Origin of the sequence: Corynebacterium sp. HMSC075F02 (assembly GCF_001838335.1) — a bacterium.
Taxonomy (GTDB): domain Bacteria; phylum Actinomycetota; class Actinomycetes; order Mycobacteriales; family Mycobacteriaceae; genus Corynebacterium; species Corynebacterium jeikeium_D.
Window position 1 is genome coordinate 50,490 of sequence record NZ_KV836313.1, and the last position, 16,607, is coordinate 67,096.

At 58.1% G+C, this 16,607-nt stretch carries 12 protein-coding genes; 3 read left to right on the top strand and 9 right to left on the bottom strand.

Translation table 11 applies throughout. From position 1 onward, the window contains the following. Positions 1-217: 217 nt before the first annotated feature. Entirely contained in the window at positions 218-1,051 is an 834-nt protein-coding gene (locus HMPREF2920_RS06620; RefSeq protein WP_016421456.1) for a DUF1266 domain-containing protein, read from the bottom strand. Between the two features lie 130 nt (positions 1,052-1,181). On the opposite strand from HMPREF2920_RS06620, the gene HMPREF2920_RS06625 reads away from it, so the two are divergent. Both HMPREF2920_RS06625 and HMPREF2920_RS06630 read left to right on the top strand, forming a co-directional pair. Then, complete coding sequence (locus tag HMPREF2920_RS06625; protein ID WP_042388222.1) at positions 1,182-1,745, top strand: hypothetical protein; 564 nt, start codon at positions 1,182-1,184, stop codon at positions 1,743-1,745. A gap of 257 nt (positions 1,746-2,002) precedes the next feature. Next, positions 2,003-2,587, top strand: a complete 585-nt coding sequence (locus HMPREF2920_RS06630) for a hypothetical protein (protein WP_231367153.1) — start codon at positions 2,003-2,005, stop codon at positions 2,585-2,587. Positions 2,588-2,710: 123 nt separating this feature from the next. Here HMPREF2920_RS06630 and HMPREF2920_RS06635 read toward each other — a convergent pair whose 3' ends face one another. Both HMPREF2920_RS06635 and HMPREF2920_RS06640 read right to left on the bottom strand, forming a co-directional pair. After that, the gene (locus tag HMPREF2920_RS06635; RefSeq protein ID WP_070439699.1) at positions 2,711-5,428 is read right to left on the bottom strand and encodes an ATP-dependent Clp protease ATP-binding subunit; all 2,718 of its coding nucleotides are present in this window, start codon (positions 5,426-5,428) and stop codon (positions 2,711-2,713) included. Between the two features lie 159 nt (positions 5,429-5,587). After that, a complete protein-coding gene (locus HMPREF2920_RS06640; protein WP_187401496.1) occupies positions 5,588-5,860 on the bottom strand; it encodes a hypothetical protein in 273 nt (90 codons plus the stop codon). Between the two features lie 365 nt (positions 5,861-6,225). On the opposite strand from HMPREF2920_RS06640, the gene HMPREF2920_RS06645 reads away from it, so the two are divergent. Further along, positions 6,226-7,944 (top strand): AMP-binding protein, encoded by a 1,719-nt coding sequence (locus HMPREF2920_RS06645; RefSeq protein ID WP_070854100.1) that lies wholly within the window; start codon positions 6,226-6,228, stop codon positions 7,942-7,944. A 112-nt stretch (positions 7,945-8,056) separates the two neighbouring features. Here the strand turns inward: HMPREF2920_RS06645 and HMPREF2920_RS10840 are convergent, their stop codons facing one another. The 6 genes from HMPREF2920_RS10840 to lysS all read right to left on the bottom strand — a co-directional run bounded on the left by HMPREF2920_RS10840 (position 8,057) and on the right by lysS (position 16,603). Beyond that, a complete protein-coding gene (locus tag HMPREF2920_RS10840; protein WP_070854101.1) occupies positions 8,057-8,884 on the bottom strand; it encodes a hypothetical protein in 828 nt (275 codons plus the stop codon). 149 nt (positions 8,885-9,033) lie between these two features. Beyond that, a complete protein-coding gene (locus tag HMPREF2920_RS06655) occupies positions 9,034-10,491 on the bottom strand; it encodes a purple acid phosphatase family protein (protein WP_048731772.1) in 1,458 nt (485 codons plus the stop codon). Between the two features lie 219 nt (positions 10,492-10,710). After that, complete coding sequence (locus tag HMPREF2920_RS06660) at positions 10,711-11,922, bottom strand: acyl-CoA dehydrogenase family protein (protein ID WP_016421475.1); 1,212 nt, start codon at positions 11,920-11,922, stop codon at positions 10,711-10,713. Positions 11,923-11,964: 42 nt separating this feature from the next. Beyond that, complete coding sequence (locus HMPREF2920_RS06665) at positions 11,965-13,371, bottom strand: acyl-CoA dehydrogenase family protein (protein ID WP_016421476.1); 1,407 nt, start codon at positions 13,369-13,371, stop codon at positions 11,965-11,967. A gap of 122 nt (positions 13,372-13,493) precedes the next feature. Next, the gene (locus HMPREF2920_RS06670) at positions 13,494-14,897 is read right to left on the bottom strand and encodes a metallophosphoesterase family protein (RefSeq protein WP_246821104.1); all 1,404 of its coding nucleotides are present in this window, start codon (positions 14,895-14,897) and stop codon (positions 13,494-13,496) included. 173 nt (positions 14,898-15,070) lie between these two features. Then, the gene (gene lysS, locus HMPREF2920_RS06675; RefSeq protein ID WP_070854103.1) at positions 15,071-16,603 is read right to left on the bottom strand and encodes a lysine--tRNA ligase; all 1,533 of its coding nucleotides are present in this window, start codon (positions 16,601-16,603) and stop codon (positions 15,071-15,073) included. Positions 16,604-16,607: the final 4 nt, after the last annotated feature.

Sequence of the window (16,607 nt, forward strand, 5' to 3'; positions counted from 1 at the left end):
ACGCCCGTCATCTTCCTCAGAATCGGCCAAGGCACCGCTCATCGGCATCAACGTTACCGACCTTGCCTCATATTGGTGAAGGTAACTTCGCCTTGCAGATGTCGTTGAACTCGCCGTCCCTGCGCCATAGATGCCTCAATCCGTTATTTGTGACCGCCCCTAGTGAGCTCATGAAACCGGCCACCGCCACAGCGCGCCGAACAATGACGACAGCTAGTTAGTGCAAACCGCCCAGGGATGCGAATGGCTCCTCGGCCTGGATGTCGTGCAAGGGCACGCGCACCCAAGGCGAATCACTGTGTGCGAGCAGCTCGGTGAGCCGTTGCGATTGATCCTTCATCGCAGCGGTGACGTCGGGCTCACCATCACTCGCCCAGATCATTCGACCCCACCAGAAACTTGCGGCTACGTCAGCCCACGACACGAAGTAGCGCTGCAGCGCCGCCACGGCCTTGTCTGAAATCTGAAGGAACTCTTCTGGAGAGATCCACCCCAGCTCCGTTGCCGCGCCACCAACGCTGTGAACACGGATTATGTCCCATGCGCGAGTAGTGGCGGGCAGTGCCGGGGCCGCTGCTTTGGCAAAGCCCTCCGAGCGCAACATCCGTACAAGGTAACGGAACTTATGTTCTGCACCACGCGGATCCACGCCTTGGACAACAAAGAAGTCTTTCAGAAACTCGATTCGCTCCTCCATCTCTGCCTCGAGCTCGTTCTCAGAGATGTCCTTCACTGCATATGCGAGCGGTAAAAGCAGGTCATTTTCCACGTGCTGGCCACCTTCGAGCAGAGCATCAATAACCTGATACGCTTCCTGTGCACCAGTGACCCCCCAGTTTTGCTCGAGAGATGTTTTGTAGTACTTGGCCGCCCTTGCGTTGATGGCCTCAACCCCTAGCGGGGTCGCAAACGCCTTATTGCTCTTGTACACCATTCCCCAAGAGTGGCGGCGCACCTCATCTTTGCTCGGCGCCGGTTCCGGCCATGGGAACTTTGTAAGGCGGTAGATCCAAGTATCATCAAACTTTGCTGGCGTGAACGTTGAGCTCATACCCACAGAACGTACCGAGGTTTCGGGGTTGAGTCAGCGTTACTTCACACACCACCCCACACCTGGGGTGAGTTATGCCATAGCACTGAACGGCAGGCGCGGTTTTTATTGTGTTGCTAGTCTCGTGTGCATGACAGGACCCCAAATTGCATTGACCGACCGGCCAGATCTCGGTGCCGCACTTGAACGTACCGGTAATTCCGGGATTGTGCGCACTGCCGCCGTCGCTGTTGTAGAAGGTCTTGGTGTCGACGAGATTGTGCTCGAGGCCGCCGCCACGAAAGCAAGTGGGGTGGATGGTGCCGCGTTTGTCACCAACCGCAGGATCCTCGTGACCGCCGATAAGAAGGATCCATCCCATTTTGAGTTCCTTGAACTTGACAACCTGGGCAACGTCACAGTTCTGCCTTACAAGGGCGGCTGGGCCGTCGTGGCCCAGCTCTACAACACATATAAAGTGTGGAGCGGTTTCACAGAAAAGGCTGCGAAACGTGTGCAATTTGCCGCCCAGTGGGCTCTGACCGCAGGCCGAGAGGCACGAACTGAGGCCTCGCGTGCAGTGTCGTCAACTGAGCTGTTTGAGCGATGGAAAGAAAACAAGCACCGTCTCAATCGCAATAGCTTGGAAGAGTTTGCAGAGTCGATGCGCTCCCTGTACTCCGACATTGATTCACGGTGGTGGACTGAAAAATGATTCGACTTGCATACCCGGGTTCGCCCGACCGCTTAAATGGGCCAGAAGACACATCACACATCGAGCAAAACCTGGCTATTGCGCAAAATGGCTATCGCCATTACATCAAGCATGGCTCGTTACTAGAAACTGGAGCGTCTCCAGCAAATACGACGGCCGCCTCAAGGTCGAACGCCAGCGCGGGCACGACAGGTGCCCAGACCAGCGGCGCATCGAAAGGTCTCAGTGTAAAGAAGCAGCTATTACTCCTTCCCTTAGTGATAGCGGGCATCGTGGTGCTAGCGATTGCCTACGTTGCAGCTAAAGACGCGCTCTTTAGTGACAAGTCAGACGAGTCCGCTGCTCCCGCACAGTCCGCCGCTGAAGCACCTGCCGATCCCGGCGCTTCCAACGGTGGCGCCACCGGTGCCACTGGTGGGGATACCGCTGGCGGCCTCACCCCTGCCGACCACGCACCCGAACCGATTGCTAGTTTCGTGCGGGCCTGCACAGACTATGAAGTGGTGTTTAGCTACTATGGTGCGGATAGCGCCCCTGCCCCACAGGCAATGGGTACCAACTGTTCCGTGGATACTACGAAGGCACCCGACGTTGGTTACGTAGTCTTCACCGATGACCCTGCCGCCACCGCCGCCGTTCGTGACGGCAAGCCCGTCTTGGATGCCGTTGAGATTCCGGCAGAATCAACGCGCGGTTCCACATTCAAGGCGCAGAGAGTGGAGTCCCTCATCACAGTTGCGGAAATCCTCCCAGAGGACCAGGGAATCGTTGAGTACATGATCAAAAATGATGACCCCGAAGTGGCAAAGAAAGCATTGGTCGACCTCGGCGTGGCCAAGTAAAACTACAACTATCCGCGCTTTTAGGAAAGACCGCATATAGACACACTGCCGCCCCAGTTCCTCCCATAATGGAGTCGGAACTGGGGCGGCAGTGTTCGTTGGTACTGCTAGCGGCTAAACCTCTTAGAGCGACTGGCCAGCACCCGCACCAGCCGGTGGCGGGTTGTGGCCGTCGTCATCGGAGTCGACCTCTGCCTCGGCAGCGGCTTGGTCAGCAGCACCTTCGATGTCGTCGGCTTCAACGCTCAGGGTGCCGTCAGCATTTCCGAGAACGCCCTTGTCTTCCTCGGAGTCAGCCAGAGCACCGCCGTCGGCATCAACGTTACCGGCCTTGCCCTTGTTGGTGAAGGTGAACTTCGCCTTGTCGACGTCCTTGGACTCGCCATCCCAGCCTTCGACATCGATGAAGACGGTCTCGCCGAGACCAACCTCACCGTAGAGAATCTTCTCGGAGAGCTGATCCTCAATCTCGCGCTGGATCGTGCGACGCAGCGGACGGGCACCGAGCACTGGATCAAAGCCACGCTTGGCCAGCAGGTTCTTGGCGCGGTCGGAAATCTCCATGGTGATGCGCTTCTCGTCGAGCTGGTCGCTGACGCGGGCCAGCATGAGGTCGACCATCTGGACAATCTCAGCCTGGCTCAGCTGCTTGAAGACCACAATCTCGTCGATACGGTTCAGGAACTCCGGACGGAAGTGCTTCTTCAGCTCGTCGTGGACCTTGTCCTTCATCCGCTCGTACTTGCCATCTTCATCGGCCTCGCCGACACCCGAGAAGCCCATACCAACAGCCTTGGAAATGTCGCTGGTACCCAGGTTCGAGGTGAAGATCAGAACCGTGTTCTTGAAGTCCACCACTCGACCCTGCGAGTCAGTCAGACGACCGTCTTCCAGGACCTGCAGCAAGGTGTTGTAAATCTCCTTGTGGGCCTTCTCAATCTCGTCGAAAAGCACGACGGAGAACGGCTTGCGGCGCACCTTCTCGGTGAGCTGGCCGCCCTCTTCGTAGCCGACGTATCCGGGAGGAGCACCGAAGAGACGAGAAGCAGTGAAGCGGTCGTGGAACTCACCCATATCAATCTGAATGAGTGCGTCTTCCTCACCAAAGAGGAACTCGGCCAGAGCCTTCGACAGCTCGGTCTTACCAACACCGGACGGACCAGCGAAGATGAACGAACCGGACGGACGCTTCGGGTCCTTCAGGCCAGCACGGGTACGACGAATAGCGCGGGAGACAGCACTGACAGCCTCTTCCTGACCGATGATGCGCTTGTGCAGCTCATCCTCCATGCGCAGCAGACGCGAGGACTCTTCCTCGGTGAGCTTGAACACCGGAATGCCAGTCCAGGAAGCCAGGACCTCCGCAATCTGTTCCTCGCCAATCTCAGCGATGGTGTCGGACTCGCCCGCACGCCACTTCTTCTCGCGCTCGCGGCGCTCTTCGCCCAGCTTGCGCTCCTTGTCGCGCAGACCAGCTGCCTTCTCGAAGTCCTGCTCGTCGATGGCGGCTTCCTTCTGGCGGCGCACATCGGCAATCTTGGAGTCGATCTCCTGCAGGTCAGCCGGGGCAGTCATGCGCTTGATGCGCATACGAGCACCGGCCTCGTCAATAAGGTCAACAGCCTTATCCGGCAGGAAGCGGTCGTTGATGTAACGATCCGAGAGGGTAGCTGCCGCAACCAGCGCCTTGTCCGAGATGGATACGCGGTGGTGAGCCTCGTACTTATCGCGAACACCACGCAGAATCTCGATAGTGAGATCCACGCTCGGCTCCGGCACGTTCACCGGCTGGAAACGACGCTCGAGAGCGGCGTCCTTCTCGATGTGCTTACGGTACTCATCCAAAGTGGTAGCACCGATGGTCTGCAGCTCACCGCGAGCCAGCTTCGGCTTCAGAATCGAGGCCGCGTCAATTGCGCCCTCTGCAGCACCGGCACCGACCAGCGTGTGAATCTCGTCAATAAACAGAATGATGTCACCGCGCTGGTTAATCTCCTTGAGCACCTTCTTCAGACGCTCCTCGAAGTCACCGCGGTAACGGGAACCCGCAACCAGGGAACCCAGGTCGAGGGAGTAAAGCTGCTTATCCTTCAGTGTCTCCGGCACACGGCCGTTGACGATGTCCAGCGCGAGGCCTTCCACAACGGCGGTCTTACCAACGCCCGGCTCACCAATCAGCACAGGATTGTTCTTGGTACGGCGAGAAAGAACCTGCATAATGCGCTCGATTTCCTTCTCACGGCCAATGACCGGATCCAGCTTGCCCTCACGTGCAGCCACGGTCAGGTTACGACCGAACTGATCGAGCACCAGCGAACCGGACTGGTGGTTACCCTCCTGCACACGAGCGCCGGAAGTAGCACCGACTGGACGCTGCTCCGGAGAACCATCGGACTCATCGCCCTGGAAACCGCTGAGCAGCTGAATAACCTGCTGACGTACGCGCGGCAGGTCAGCGCCGAGCTTAACCAGTACCTGAGCGGCAACACCTTCGCCCTCACGAATCAGTCCAAGCAGCAGGTGCTCAGTACCGATGTACTTGTGCCCCAGCTGCAGAGCCTCGCGCAGAGAGTACTCCAGCACCTTCTTTGCACGCGGAGTAAACGGCACGTGACCGCTCGGCGGCTGGGAGCCACGACCAATAATGTCGACTACCTCAGAGCGCACAGCATCCAGGGAAATGCCCATGGACTCGAGCGCCTTGGCAGCCACACCGTCGCCTTCACTAATCAGGCCGAGCAGGATGTGCTCCGTGCCGATGTAATTGTGATTGAGCTCGCGTGCCTCATCCTGTGCCAGGACGACAACGCGACGTGCTCGGTCCGTAAACCTCTCGAACATCACTGCCCTTTCAAGTGTCTATTTTTGCCGTAATTCAATAAAGGTTGTTTCACCTAGCTTAAACGCGACGCGTCGCAGATTAATCCCTATAGCCGTACGCCAATAGCGAACAGTCTGGTCAAGAGAGGTACAACGGCAGTTTCATCCTGGAACGGACACCTAGTTGTTCACGCGGTCGTCGTGGCCGTCATCCCGGTCGTCGTCATCATCGTCGTGGTCATCATCATGATCGTCGTCATCGCGATCATTGCGATTGTCGTCCACACTCTCGGTCGAAGTCACCGTAGTGGTCTCGTCAGGTGCCGGATCGACGTCATCGCTATCGCCACATGCTGCAAGACCGAAAGCCGCACCGGTTGCGGCTGCTCCGACCACGGCAACTCGGGCTGCCGAAATGCGTAGGAAAGTTTGACTCTTGAGAGTGGACTTCATGGGTTCCCCTAGGACATATCGAATGGCTTCACCCTCCGCTACGGCGACGAGGGCGAAGTTGAATTGGAACATCTCTCAAGAACTTTTTCTAGAGAAATTACCTCAAAACGGAGCCTCTATGTGCGGCGACAACATCTCTCGAGATAAAAAAGCCCCGCTCCTTTGAACGTATTCCCTGTTCACCTCGCATATCTTCACAATCATTCGTTTCTGATAAAAAAATTTTGCAAAAAGCTACACAAAAGTGACCTAGGACACTTATTCTTACTGTAAAAGAAACTAAATCGGCGGTCCTACCGATGCGGTTTCGCCTGATTAGGCCTCTCCGAAGACCACAGGACATGAACCACGGAAGATGAGTGACTATGACATCTGATCCACAGACCTCGATTCTCAATAAGGTGCGCAAAGCTTCGCGAGCTACCTCGGACCTCGTTCTCGGTCTCGCACCGGTGACGCAAGCTGGTGTCCTCGGCTCGATGGGACCCGGCGCGGCTGGTAAGGCATTAAATTCCATCTACCGCTGGGACTTCCTGCCAGCTGGTCTCCTCGGCATTGCAGCCGGCCGCGATCCGCACCACACCGCGATTATTGATGACGGCGGCTCGCTGACCTACGAGGAACTGCACGAGCGCTCCACTGCCCTGGCGCGAGCACTCCGCCACGGTGATATTCAGCAGCGTAACCGCATCGGCGTGCTGGCTCGCAACCACCGCGGTTTCATTATGGCTCTGTGCGCCCACGGTCGCCTCGGCACCGACCTGGTGCTGCTCAATACTGGCGCCGCTGCCGAGCAGACTCTAGCTGTAATTCGCGAGCAGAAGATTGACTTCCTGTTCATTGATGAGGAATTCACTCACATGCTGCCGGAGGACTTCGATGAGTGCCCGGTAGCAGTGTCGTGGTTTGAAAACTACGGTGATACCTCCTGTGTTCGCGAGGGCTGGACCTCCATGCAGGAGATGCTGAAGACTGCACCGCCGGCAAAGTGGCCGACCGCCGAGCTGCCAACCCGCCCGCGCCGTGGCCGCGTTATTATTCTGACTTCCGGAACCACCGGCACTCCAAAGGGTGCCAAGCGTCCGGAGCCGCGCAGCTGGATGCCAGCATCTTCCATCATGAGCCGAATTCCTCTGCGTCAGCGTCGCCCGGCTTACCTTGCGGCTCCGCTGTTCCACACCTGGGGATTCGCGACTGCGCAGCTGTGCATCGCACTGCGTTCCACCATGATTATGCGCCGCAAGTTCGATCCAGCCGACAGCCTGCGCATTATCGAGCAGCACTCTCCGCACACCATCTTCCTGGTGCCGACCATGCTGCAGCGCATGATTGAGATTCTCCCGGACAACTACGACATCGGCGCGACATCGCTAAAGGTCATCGCATCCTGCGGTTCGGCTATTCCAGAGGGAATTGTCACCAAGACCCTCGAGCGCTTCGGGCCGGTTCTCTACAACCAGTACGGTTCCACGGAGGTCAGCTGGGCAACCATTGCTAACCCGGATGAGCTCAAGGCAAACCCAACCACAGCTGGTCGCGCACCGCTGGGCACTCGTGTCCAGATTCTCGACGAAGACGGCAACCGCGTCGCCGACGGCGAGACCGGTCGAATCTTCGTCGGCAACAACATGTTGTACGAGGGCTACACCCGCCCGGGCGCGGACAAGCAGGTCATTGACGGCATGGTCTGTACCGGTGACCTGGGTCGCATGGAAAACGGCTTGCTCTACATCTCCGGTCGCGAGGACGACATGATTGTCTCCGGTGGCGAGAACGTCTTCCCACGCCAGACCGAAGATGCACTCAGCCAGCTCGAGGGTATCCGCGAGTGCGCAGTCGCAGGTGTCCCGGATGAGCGCTTCGGTCAGGCCCTGGTCGCCTGGGTTGTCCGCGACGACTCCCCTGAGGGCCGCGCCCTGACCAATGAGCAGATTCGCACATACGTCAAGCAGCGCCTCAGCCGATTCGCCGTTCCGCGCGAGACCGTGTTCCTCGATGAACTGCCACGCAACGCAGTCGGCAAGGTGGTTCCTCGCCACCTGCCGAAGCCGTGGGAGAATGTCACCGAGGAGAAGGTGGCTTAGGGCGCAGGGACCGTCGTAAAGCGAACGGCAGACACGAAAAGGACGCGGTAAAAACTTCCGTTATGGAAGTTACCGCGTCCTTTTTGCGTGTCCTAGGAAGAACTAGAGCTGATTAGCCAGCGTTCAAAACACCGTAGTCCGTGACGGGCTCACGGAAAATCTCTTCGCCGTCCTGGGTCACGGTTACCGCATTCGGAGTGACGGTATACGTGTAGCCACCATTTTTCGCGACAGCACGGTTCCCGGAGAAACTATCTACTGTGTACGCATCCGGACTATCCGAAATCTCACCGAAGTCACCGATGTAATGGCGCTGCTGGCGGTTATTGGAATTCTCGCAAATCACGGCCTTACCCGACGACGTCTCCGCCAACACACGCGCGTAATACCCACCCGAGCAGCGAGCGGTACTGCCAACCCAACCTTTGGCATCGATATCATCGCGATTCATACCGAACGCGCGAAGACCAAAATTTCCCCTCTGCGTAGTGGTAGGAGCGCTGCTCTCCGGCTGCTTCGTCGTTTCTGGCTCGACGGTCTGGGTATAGGTTTCCGTGTGCGTCTCCACCGGCGCCGGGGACGCAGTGCTTGACGACGAGTCCCCTGCCGCAACCGTATCGGGAGACTGCGGGGAATTATCGGAGGAATTATTCAGGTAGTACGCGCCACCGATACCGGCGACCGCTGCAAGTGCGACACCGACGATGCCCAAGACCACGTACAGACCGTTGTTGCTCTTCTGCTCAGGTGCCGGAGCCTGCTGATAAGCCGGATACTGCTGGGGGTAACCGCCCTGGTTCGGCCCCTGCGTTTGGTACTGGTACTGAGGCTGGTACTGGCCTTGAGCCCCACCCTGTGGCTGCTCCCAGGCAGATGTTGCATAACCGTCCTGCTCCCAATCCTGCGGGGAGGACGAACGCGGGTTGTACTGGTCGGTCATCGCTAAATTCCTTATTACTTCAGAGCCACACTTGTGCTCGGCAATAACGTGGCGGCTTGCGGCTACGCCCCACAGCGGAACTTGCCACTACGTATTTTCCATTAACACTATGCATTGCCCAGCGTACCCTGCTTGAAGCTAGGACTAGCTCAGAGCGGCACTTTGTTCTTGAAGAAATTGACGTAGTTCCGATCGGAGATCTTTCCCAGCATAAACTCTGGCTCCAACCCGAACATCGACCAACGAGTCTTCGTTGACCAGGACAGAGACTGAGGTGTCGTAGTGCGGTGGTAGCTAATTTGGTAACCGTCAGTGTGAACTCGAATCTGTGTGTATCCACCCGGATAGCCGAGTGCCGCACCCCGCTCACAGAAGTCCGTATCCCCGTAGTCAGCGATACCACGGCGGCTGCGGTGCGTATGACCAGCGAACACGCCTTTGGCACCCGGCGTGGCGGCCAGAATCTCCTGAAAAATCTTGGCCTGCTGCGCCTCGACCATGAATGCCTCACCACCGAAATGCGAACGCACCGCATCCTGAGTAAACGGGTGATGCGCAAACAAAATTGTCGGACGCTCTGGATCGTCTGCGAGTTCGGCACGCAATGCACGCATCTGCCGCTCATTAATACGTCCACCTGCATAACCAAACTCGGCGGTATCAACACCGATGAGGCGCACTTCGCCGACGCGAGTCGACCAGTGCTGCTGCGTCGGCACAAGACGCTGGCTGAAGTAATCCGGAACCGCGGTCTTGCCTTTGCGGATTCCGCGTCCCCGGAAACCATTGATATTGGGTAGCCCGGGCGGGTGCACATCGTGATTACCACGGGTGACAAACCAGTTTTTCCCAAACTCACCGAAAGTATCCAAAACCCTGATGAGTTCGTCATACTCCTCAGGGCGGTTGCTATCCGTGCAATCGCCATTGATGACGAGAGTGTCTAACCCGGCAGCCTTTACCGTGTCCACCAGACCCTGCAATTGCATAGAGGCAAAAGGCTGCTCTCCCGGACCGGAGGAAAGACCGAGGTTGCCAATGCGAATGCCGTCATGATTGGGCTTACCAATGTGTGTGTCATTCGTCAGCGCGAACGTCGCCAAATGTGCACCCTCCAGCGCTGGCAGAGTGCTTACGACGCCTGTCTTCTCCGGTGCCGTTTTGCTCATGGTGATATTCAGCGACGGAACCGCGCGACAGTTGTGTGACCAGCACTCAAAGCGGTACTCCCGTCCCGGCTCCAACCCGTCAATGACCACATGGTGGTAGCCCGACTCTGAGTACCCCTCGTGCACGAGCTCTAACTGCGTTGAATCCGCAGGACCAAGCAGCACCCGCTCATCCGAAGGAACGGTCGGCTTAATGAAGCCATACGCTGTCTGCACTCCCGGAGCATATGTTGCCCATGTAAATGCCACTGACGTGTCTGTGACAGTGATGACCTCCAAGTCGCTAGCCAGTACCTGCCACGACTTGGAATCCGACTGGGTAAGCCCCAGACCCGACGTGACGTACTCAAGGCCGTACGCTCCCGAGGTTTTCGCGACGGCCATTGAACTTGCAGCAAGAGTTGCAACAGAGAGGTAGGCCCGGCGGGAAATGCTCATGGCAAATAAGCCTAGAACCTAAAGATGAAAATTAGATGAACTCTCCCTCTAATCTCAGAAAAATAGGAACGCAACGACAAGAGACACACGGCCAAAACAGCGCAAAATAAAACACCGCCTACCAAGTCATGGCAGGACGGTGTTTTAGGAAAATGTGGCTTGAGCATCTTTGTGAGCTTTTACCGGCTCACCAGTATGTAGATTGCTCTGAAACTGTAACTACTTCAGTTCCTTGGAGGACAGGCCCAGGGTGCGGCGAGCAACGACCAGCTGCTGAATCTGCTGGGTACCTTCGAAGATGTCCAGGATCTTGACGTCGCGGGACCACTTCTCCAGCAGGTTACGCTCAGAGTAACCGAAGGTACCTGCCAGCTGAACGGCACGGAGGCAAATCTCGGTGCCTGCACGGCCGGCCTTGGCCTTACACTCGGAAGCTTCCAGAGTGTTCGGCTGCTTGTTGTCAGCCATCCACGCAGCGCGCAGAGCCAGGAGGTATGCAGCCTCCCAATCGGACTCCAGCTTCAGGTACTCAGCTGCAGCAGCGCTCTGGGTGTGTGCCGGTGCATCGTAGTCAATCTCGATGCCAGCCTCTTCCAGGATGCGACGCAGCTCTTCCAGCGAAGCACGGGAGACGCCGATGGCCATACCCGCAACCAGCGGACGAGTGTTGTCGAAGGTCGCCATTGCGCCGGCGAAGGACTTCTTAACATCAATGTCCGGGGAACCCAGCAGGTTCTCCTTCGGAACGCGGACATTGTCCAGGCGGAGCACTGCGGTATCCGAGGAACGAATACCCAGCTTCTCCTCCAGGCGCTCAACGGTGAAGCCCGGAGTGCCCTTCTTCACCAGGAAGGACTTGATGGCAGCACGGCCCTTGGACTTGTCCAGGGTCGCCCACACAACGACGGAGTCGGAACGCTCACCAGCAGTGACGAAGATCTTCTCACCGTTGATGACGTACTCATCACCATCGAGCTTGGCGGTGGTGGAAACTGCGGAGGAGTCAGAACCGAAGGACGGCTCGGTAATTGCCATGGAAGCCCAGGTCTTACCGAAAGCCTCCAGCTGCTCATCGGTAGCAACAGCTGCGATAGCTGCGTTACCTAGACCCTGGTACGGCAGGGACAGGGTCAGACCCACGTCACCCCAGCAGGTCTCAATAACGTTGAGCAGCGAAGCCATGTTGCCACCGTTTTTTACACCGGTGCGCTTCGGCTTCTTATCGTCACCACGTCCACCGGAAGCACCGGAGAAGCCACGGCCACCATCTGCCATGCCGTCCATCATGGAGGCAAGGGTGTCGAGTTCCTTCGGGTACTCGTGCTCAGCGAGATCGTACTTACGGGAAATCGGTCGGAAGATCTCAGCGGCGGCCTGATGCGACTGGGACGCGCCCGCCTTGAGGAACTTCGGCAGTTCGAGGTTAATCATTTTCTTTCCTCTTAATTCTTTTCGGCTGAAGTATCTAGCGGTTTACAGAACGACGATGCCTTCGGCGACACCAATTGCGCGGAGGTCACGGTACCAACGCTCAACCGGGTGCTCCTTGGTGAAGCCGTGGCCACCGAGCAGCTGCACACCGTCGGAACCAATCTTCATACCCTTTTCAGTGGCGAAGGTCTTAGCCAGAGCTGCCTCGCGAGCGAAGCCGCGACCCTGGTCAGCGCGGGAAGCACCGCGGAGAGTAATCATGCGGAGACCATCGAGCTCAATCTTGATGTCGGCGACCATGAAGGCCACTGCCTGGCGGTGGGAAATCGGCTCGCCGAATGCCTGACGCTCATTGACGTAAGGAATGACGTAGTCGAGAACTGCCTGAGAAGTACCCATTGCAAGAGCTGCCCAGCCGAGGCGGGAACGACGCAGAATGTCGAGGTATGCCTCTTCACGGTCTGCAGCCGAGGTGCTAGCGCCGCCGAGAATGTTCTCGGCCGGAACCTTGACATCCTTCAGGATGACGCGCCCCATTGCGGCACCGCGCAGACCCATGGACGGGTCAGCCTCAACGTGGAGCCCCTCAGTGTCGGACTCAACGATAACCAGAGCCGGCTTACCCTCGAGCTCAACACCGATGATGAACAGCTCAGCTGCGCCGGCGTTCGGAACGAAGGACTTAACACCGTTGAGGACCAGCGAATCGCCCTCGCGCTTTGCGGTGGTTTCAGGCTTGCGTGCGTCGAAAAGCGGGCGCGGCTCTGCGAGCACAACAGCGGCAGCCGGGACGTTCTCGCCAGCGAATGCCGGCAGGTAGGTCTTCTGCTGCGAGTCGGAGCCGTGAGCGGTCAGGGTGGCAGCGACACCGGCCGGAGCCAGCACTGCCAGAGCCAGACCCATGTCACCGTAGGACAGAGCCTCCGCGACCAGCGCGTTGGTGGTGACGTCCTCGCCGGTAGCGATGCCCTCGAAAGCCTCCGGGACGTTGATCATAGTGACGCCCAGCTCAGAAGCCTCAGAGACGAGGTTCTCCGGCGGAGTTGCCTCGTGGTCGGACTTATAAGCAACCTCGCGCAGACGAGACTCAGCGAATTCCTTAACCGTCTCGACGATCATCTGCTGATCCTCGGTCGGGGTGAGGTCGAAGAGCTTCTTTGCCTTCTCCTCGGCTGCGGCCTCCTGTGCAGCCTGGGCTTCCTCAGCCGGACGCTCCGGCTTACCGGAACCGGAAATCTTCTTAAACTGACGGTTCGCGGCACCAAGGGTCTTAAAACCGGACTTGGTGGACTGGTACACCACGCGGTCGATCTTTGGCTGAAGGTCGTACTTCTGGGCGAAGTCCGAACCAGTAATCGACGTGATGAACCGCATTGCCGCTCCGATAGCGTCGCGACCAGGGTTATTGCGGCCGACAGTCGAATCTTCGCGGTTCTTCTTCTCGCTCATGTGATCATGGCCTTTCGAGTCAGAACTATTACTGGCATAACAATAAAACAATCACGTGACCGTTGTCACAAGAATTGAAAAAACATTGCCAAGTAACAGAAAACTTTCAGGCTTCTAACTTGTCAGGCGATAACGCGGTTAACAACGTAGTTGCGATCAGAGAGCTCACCAAGCAGAGCCTCGGGCTCGAAACCGTACATCGCCCAACGGGCACGCGCAGTCCACGCAAGCGCATCTTCGCTGCTCAAACGGTGAAAGTTAACCTGGTAGCCACCGGAGTAGACATGCAGCAGTGTGTAGCCACCGGGGTATGCTTTGCACGCGCCGGTCTCCAAATAATCAACGCCGGCCCCAACATCACCGCGAGTACGCTTTGCACGGTGGGTGTGACCTGCCCCCGCGAAGAATACACCCGGAGCGTCGTTAAGCATCTGCTGCAAGCGTCGTGCATCAGCGCTGTTGAGAATGAAGGTGGGCCCGGCAGCATGTGTCCAACCAGCCTCGGAGGTAATTGGATGATGAGCCAGCACAACTGTCGGCTTACTGGGGTCACGCTGCAATTCCCGCTCCAGTGCATCGAACTGTTCCGGGCTAATTTCGCCGCCGGACTCATCCAACTTCGATGAATCCAGCCCTATGACACGGACCGGCCCCTGCTGAGTGACCCACAGTTCCTGCCGCGGACGCCCCAGGAGAACACCGAAGGGATCGCGATGATTCTCGGTACCCTCCAAAACCGGGAATTCGTCGTAGCCAGCAGATGGATCGGCATCCGGCTTATGCGGACGATCATGATTGCCGCGGGTGACAAACCACTGCCGCTCCTGAGCACCAAAAGTATTCATAATCTCGGCAAATCGACGCACCTCCGCCGGACGTGCTTCCGACGTGGCATCACCGTTGACGAAAACCTTTTCAATCCCCATCCCGCGCAGCTCGGCGAGAGCAGCTGTCAGCATGACCTCGGGGTACGGTCCGGCACCCGGTTCAGAAAAGATAGGCGCGGGGAAATTGCCGGTGATAATGCCATGCCCATTTTCGCCAATATGCGTGTCATTGAGGATGGCAATCGTGGTCAGGTACTCCCCTTCCGGAGCGACCAACGTCGTGAACTGTCCAGTTTGCTCGGGTGTATTGGGGAGATTTCGGGTAATTAATCCCGGCTCTGCGACCAGCCCATTCGATCGACATTCGAAACGGTACGTGGTCCCAGGCCGCAGCTTATCGACGGTCACAAAGTGGTAGCCAACCTGCGTCTCGTCCTTATGTACCACGGGTAGCTCGCCGCCCTCATCGGCATCGACTGGCACTAGCGCAACTTCAGTGTCGGCCGGCGCCAGTGGAGCCAGCTTTCCCCACGCTGGGTGTGGGCCTGCATACGTCGCCCACGAAAATGTCACCGACGTATCGGTCACGGTCACGACTTCCAGGTCCGTCACAACAAGGCCGCTGGTCAACCCGGTGAATGGAAACGGTGCCTGGTTCGGGGCCGCCGATGCAACTGCTCGCGTCCCGACGCTATTCACGGCCACCGCTACAGCCCCCGCACCCGCTACTGCTCCCGCTGCTGCTCCCAAGCGCAATACGGATCGCCGATCAATTTTCTTATTCCCATTTACCGAATTCACGGGTGAAGAAATTACGGGATAAAAATAATCCCGGTGATAACACCGGGATAACTACACATGAATTCAGTCGCTTACGCTTCCGGCTTCACGATCGGGAACAGCACGGTTTCGCGAATGCCAAGGCCGGTCAGGGCCATCAGCAGGCGGTCAATGCCCATGCCCACACCGGTCGTCGGCGGCATGCCCTGCTCCATTGCGTGCAGGAAGTCCTCATCCAGAACCATGGCCTCGTCGTCGCCGCCAGCGGCCAGTCGCGCCTGATCCTCAAAGCGCTCACGCTGGACAACCGGGTCAACCAGCTCGGAGTAGCCGGTAGCCAGCTCGAAGCCACGGACGTAAAGATCCCACTTCTCGGTCACGCCAGGCTTGGAGCGGTGCTGACGAGTCAGCGGAGAGGTCTCGACCGGGAAGTCGCGGACAAAGATAGGACCGTCGAGCTGGTCTTCACAGAGCAGCTCCCAGATTTCCTCAACCAGCTTGCCGTGGCCCCAGCCGCCCTTCTCCGGAACCTCAAGGCCAATCACATCGGCGATTGCCTTTAGCTCCTCGACGGTCGAGTCAATAGTGACTTCCGGCTGACCAGGGAACTTGCGAGCAAGTGCCTCGTTCAGCGACGGGTACATCTCAATCTGCTTCCACTCGCCGCCGAAGTCGAACTCCGTACCGTCGGCAAGCGTGACGGTCGTCGAACCGAAGACCGCGACGCAGATTTCCTGAATGACCTCGCGGACGGTGCGGGCGGAGTCATCGTAGGTGCCGAATGCCTCGTAGTACTCCAGCATCGCGAACTCCGGGCTGTGCGAGGAGTCGATGCCCTCGTTGCGGAAGTTGCGATTGATCTCGAAAACGCGCTCCATACCGCCGACGACGCAGCGCTTGAGGAAAAGCTCCGGCGCGATACGCAGGTAGAGATCGATGTCCAAAGCGTTGGAATGAGTCACGAACGGACGTGCAGCTGCACCGCCGTGCAGAGTCTGCAGCATCGGGGTTTCGACCTCGAGGAAACCGCGACGCTCAAGTGCGTGGCGCAGCTCGCGGATGACCTTGATGCGAGTCAGTGCGTTAGTACGAGCCTGCTCACGCATAATCAGGTCCGTGTAGCGGTGACGCACGCGGCTGTCCTCGGACAGATCAGCGAACGACACCGGCAGCGGACGCAGAGCCTTCGAGGCCATCTGCCACTCGGTAGCCATCACAGACAACTCGCCGCGGCGCGAAGAAATTACGCGGCCAGTAATGAGGACGAAGTCGCCCATATCTACGTCCGACTTCCAAGCAGCCAGGGCGTCCTCGCCGACCTCAGCCTTGGAAAGCATGGCCTGCAGGGTCGTGCCGTCACCCTCCTGCAGAGCGGCAAAGCAGAGCTTGCCGGTGTTACGAATAAACATGACACGACCAATGACGGTCACGACATCCGGAGTCTCCTCGCCAGCCTCGAGGTGGCCCCACTCTTCACGGACATCCTTGAGAGAGTGAGTACGGGGAACCTCAACCGGGTACGGCTGAATTCCAGCCTCGAGCAGGCGGTCACGCTTCTCGCGGCGAATGCGCAGCTGCTCAGGAACGGTGGCGGTGTTTTCAGGGGTCTTCTTCGCGTCAGTCACGGCT

Excerpts from the sequence above, each read along its gene's own strand:
- HMPREF2920_RS06645 (WP_070854100.1), top strand. The coding sequence starts at position 6,226 with ATGACATCTGATCCACAGACCTCGATTCTCAATAAGGTGCGCAAAGCT.
- HMPREF2920_RS06655 (WP_048731772.1), bottom strand. The coding sequence starts at position 10,491 with ATGAGCATTTCCCGCCGGGCCTACCTCTCTGTTGCAACTCTTGCTGCA.
- HMPREF2920_RS06660 (WP_016421475.1), bottom strand. The coding sequence starts at position 11,922 with ATGATTAACCTCGAACTGCCGAAGTTCCTCAAGGCGGGCGCGTCCCAG.
- HMPREF2920_RS06635 (WP_070439699.1), bottom strand. The coding sequence starts at position 5,428 with ATGTTCGAGAGGTTTACGGACCGAGCACGTCGCGTTGTCGTCCTGGCA.
- HMPREF2920_RS10840 (WP_070854101.1), bottom strand. The coding sequence starts at position 8,884 with ATGACCGACCAGTACAACCCGCGTTCGTCCTCCCCGCAGGATTGGGAG.
- HMPREF2920_RS06625 (WP_042388222.1), top strand. The coding sequence starts at position 1,182 with ATGACAGGACCCCAAATTGCATTGACCGACCGGCCAGATCTCGGTGCC.
- HMPREF2920_RS06620 (WP_016421456.1), bottom strand. The coding sequence starts at position 1,051 with ATGAGCTCAACGTTCACGCCAGCAAAGTTTGATGATACTTGGATCTAC.
- HMPREF2920_RS06640 (WP_187401496.1), bottom strand. The coding sequence starts at position 5,860 with ATGAAGTCCACTCTCAAGAGTCAAACTTTCCTACGCATTTCGGCAGCC.
- HMPREF2920_RS06665 (WP_016421476.1), bottom strand. The coding sequence starts at position 13,371 with ATGAGCGAGAAGAAGAACCGCGAAGATTCGACTGTCGGCCGCAATAAC.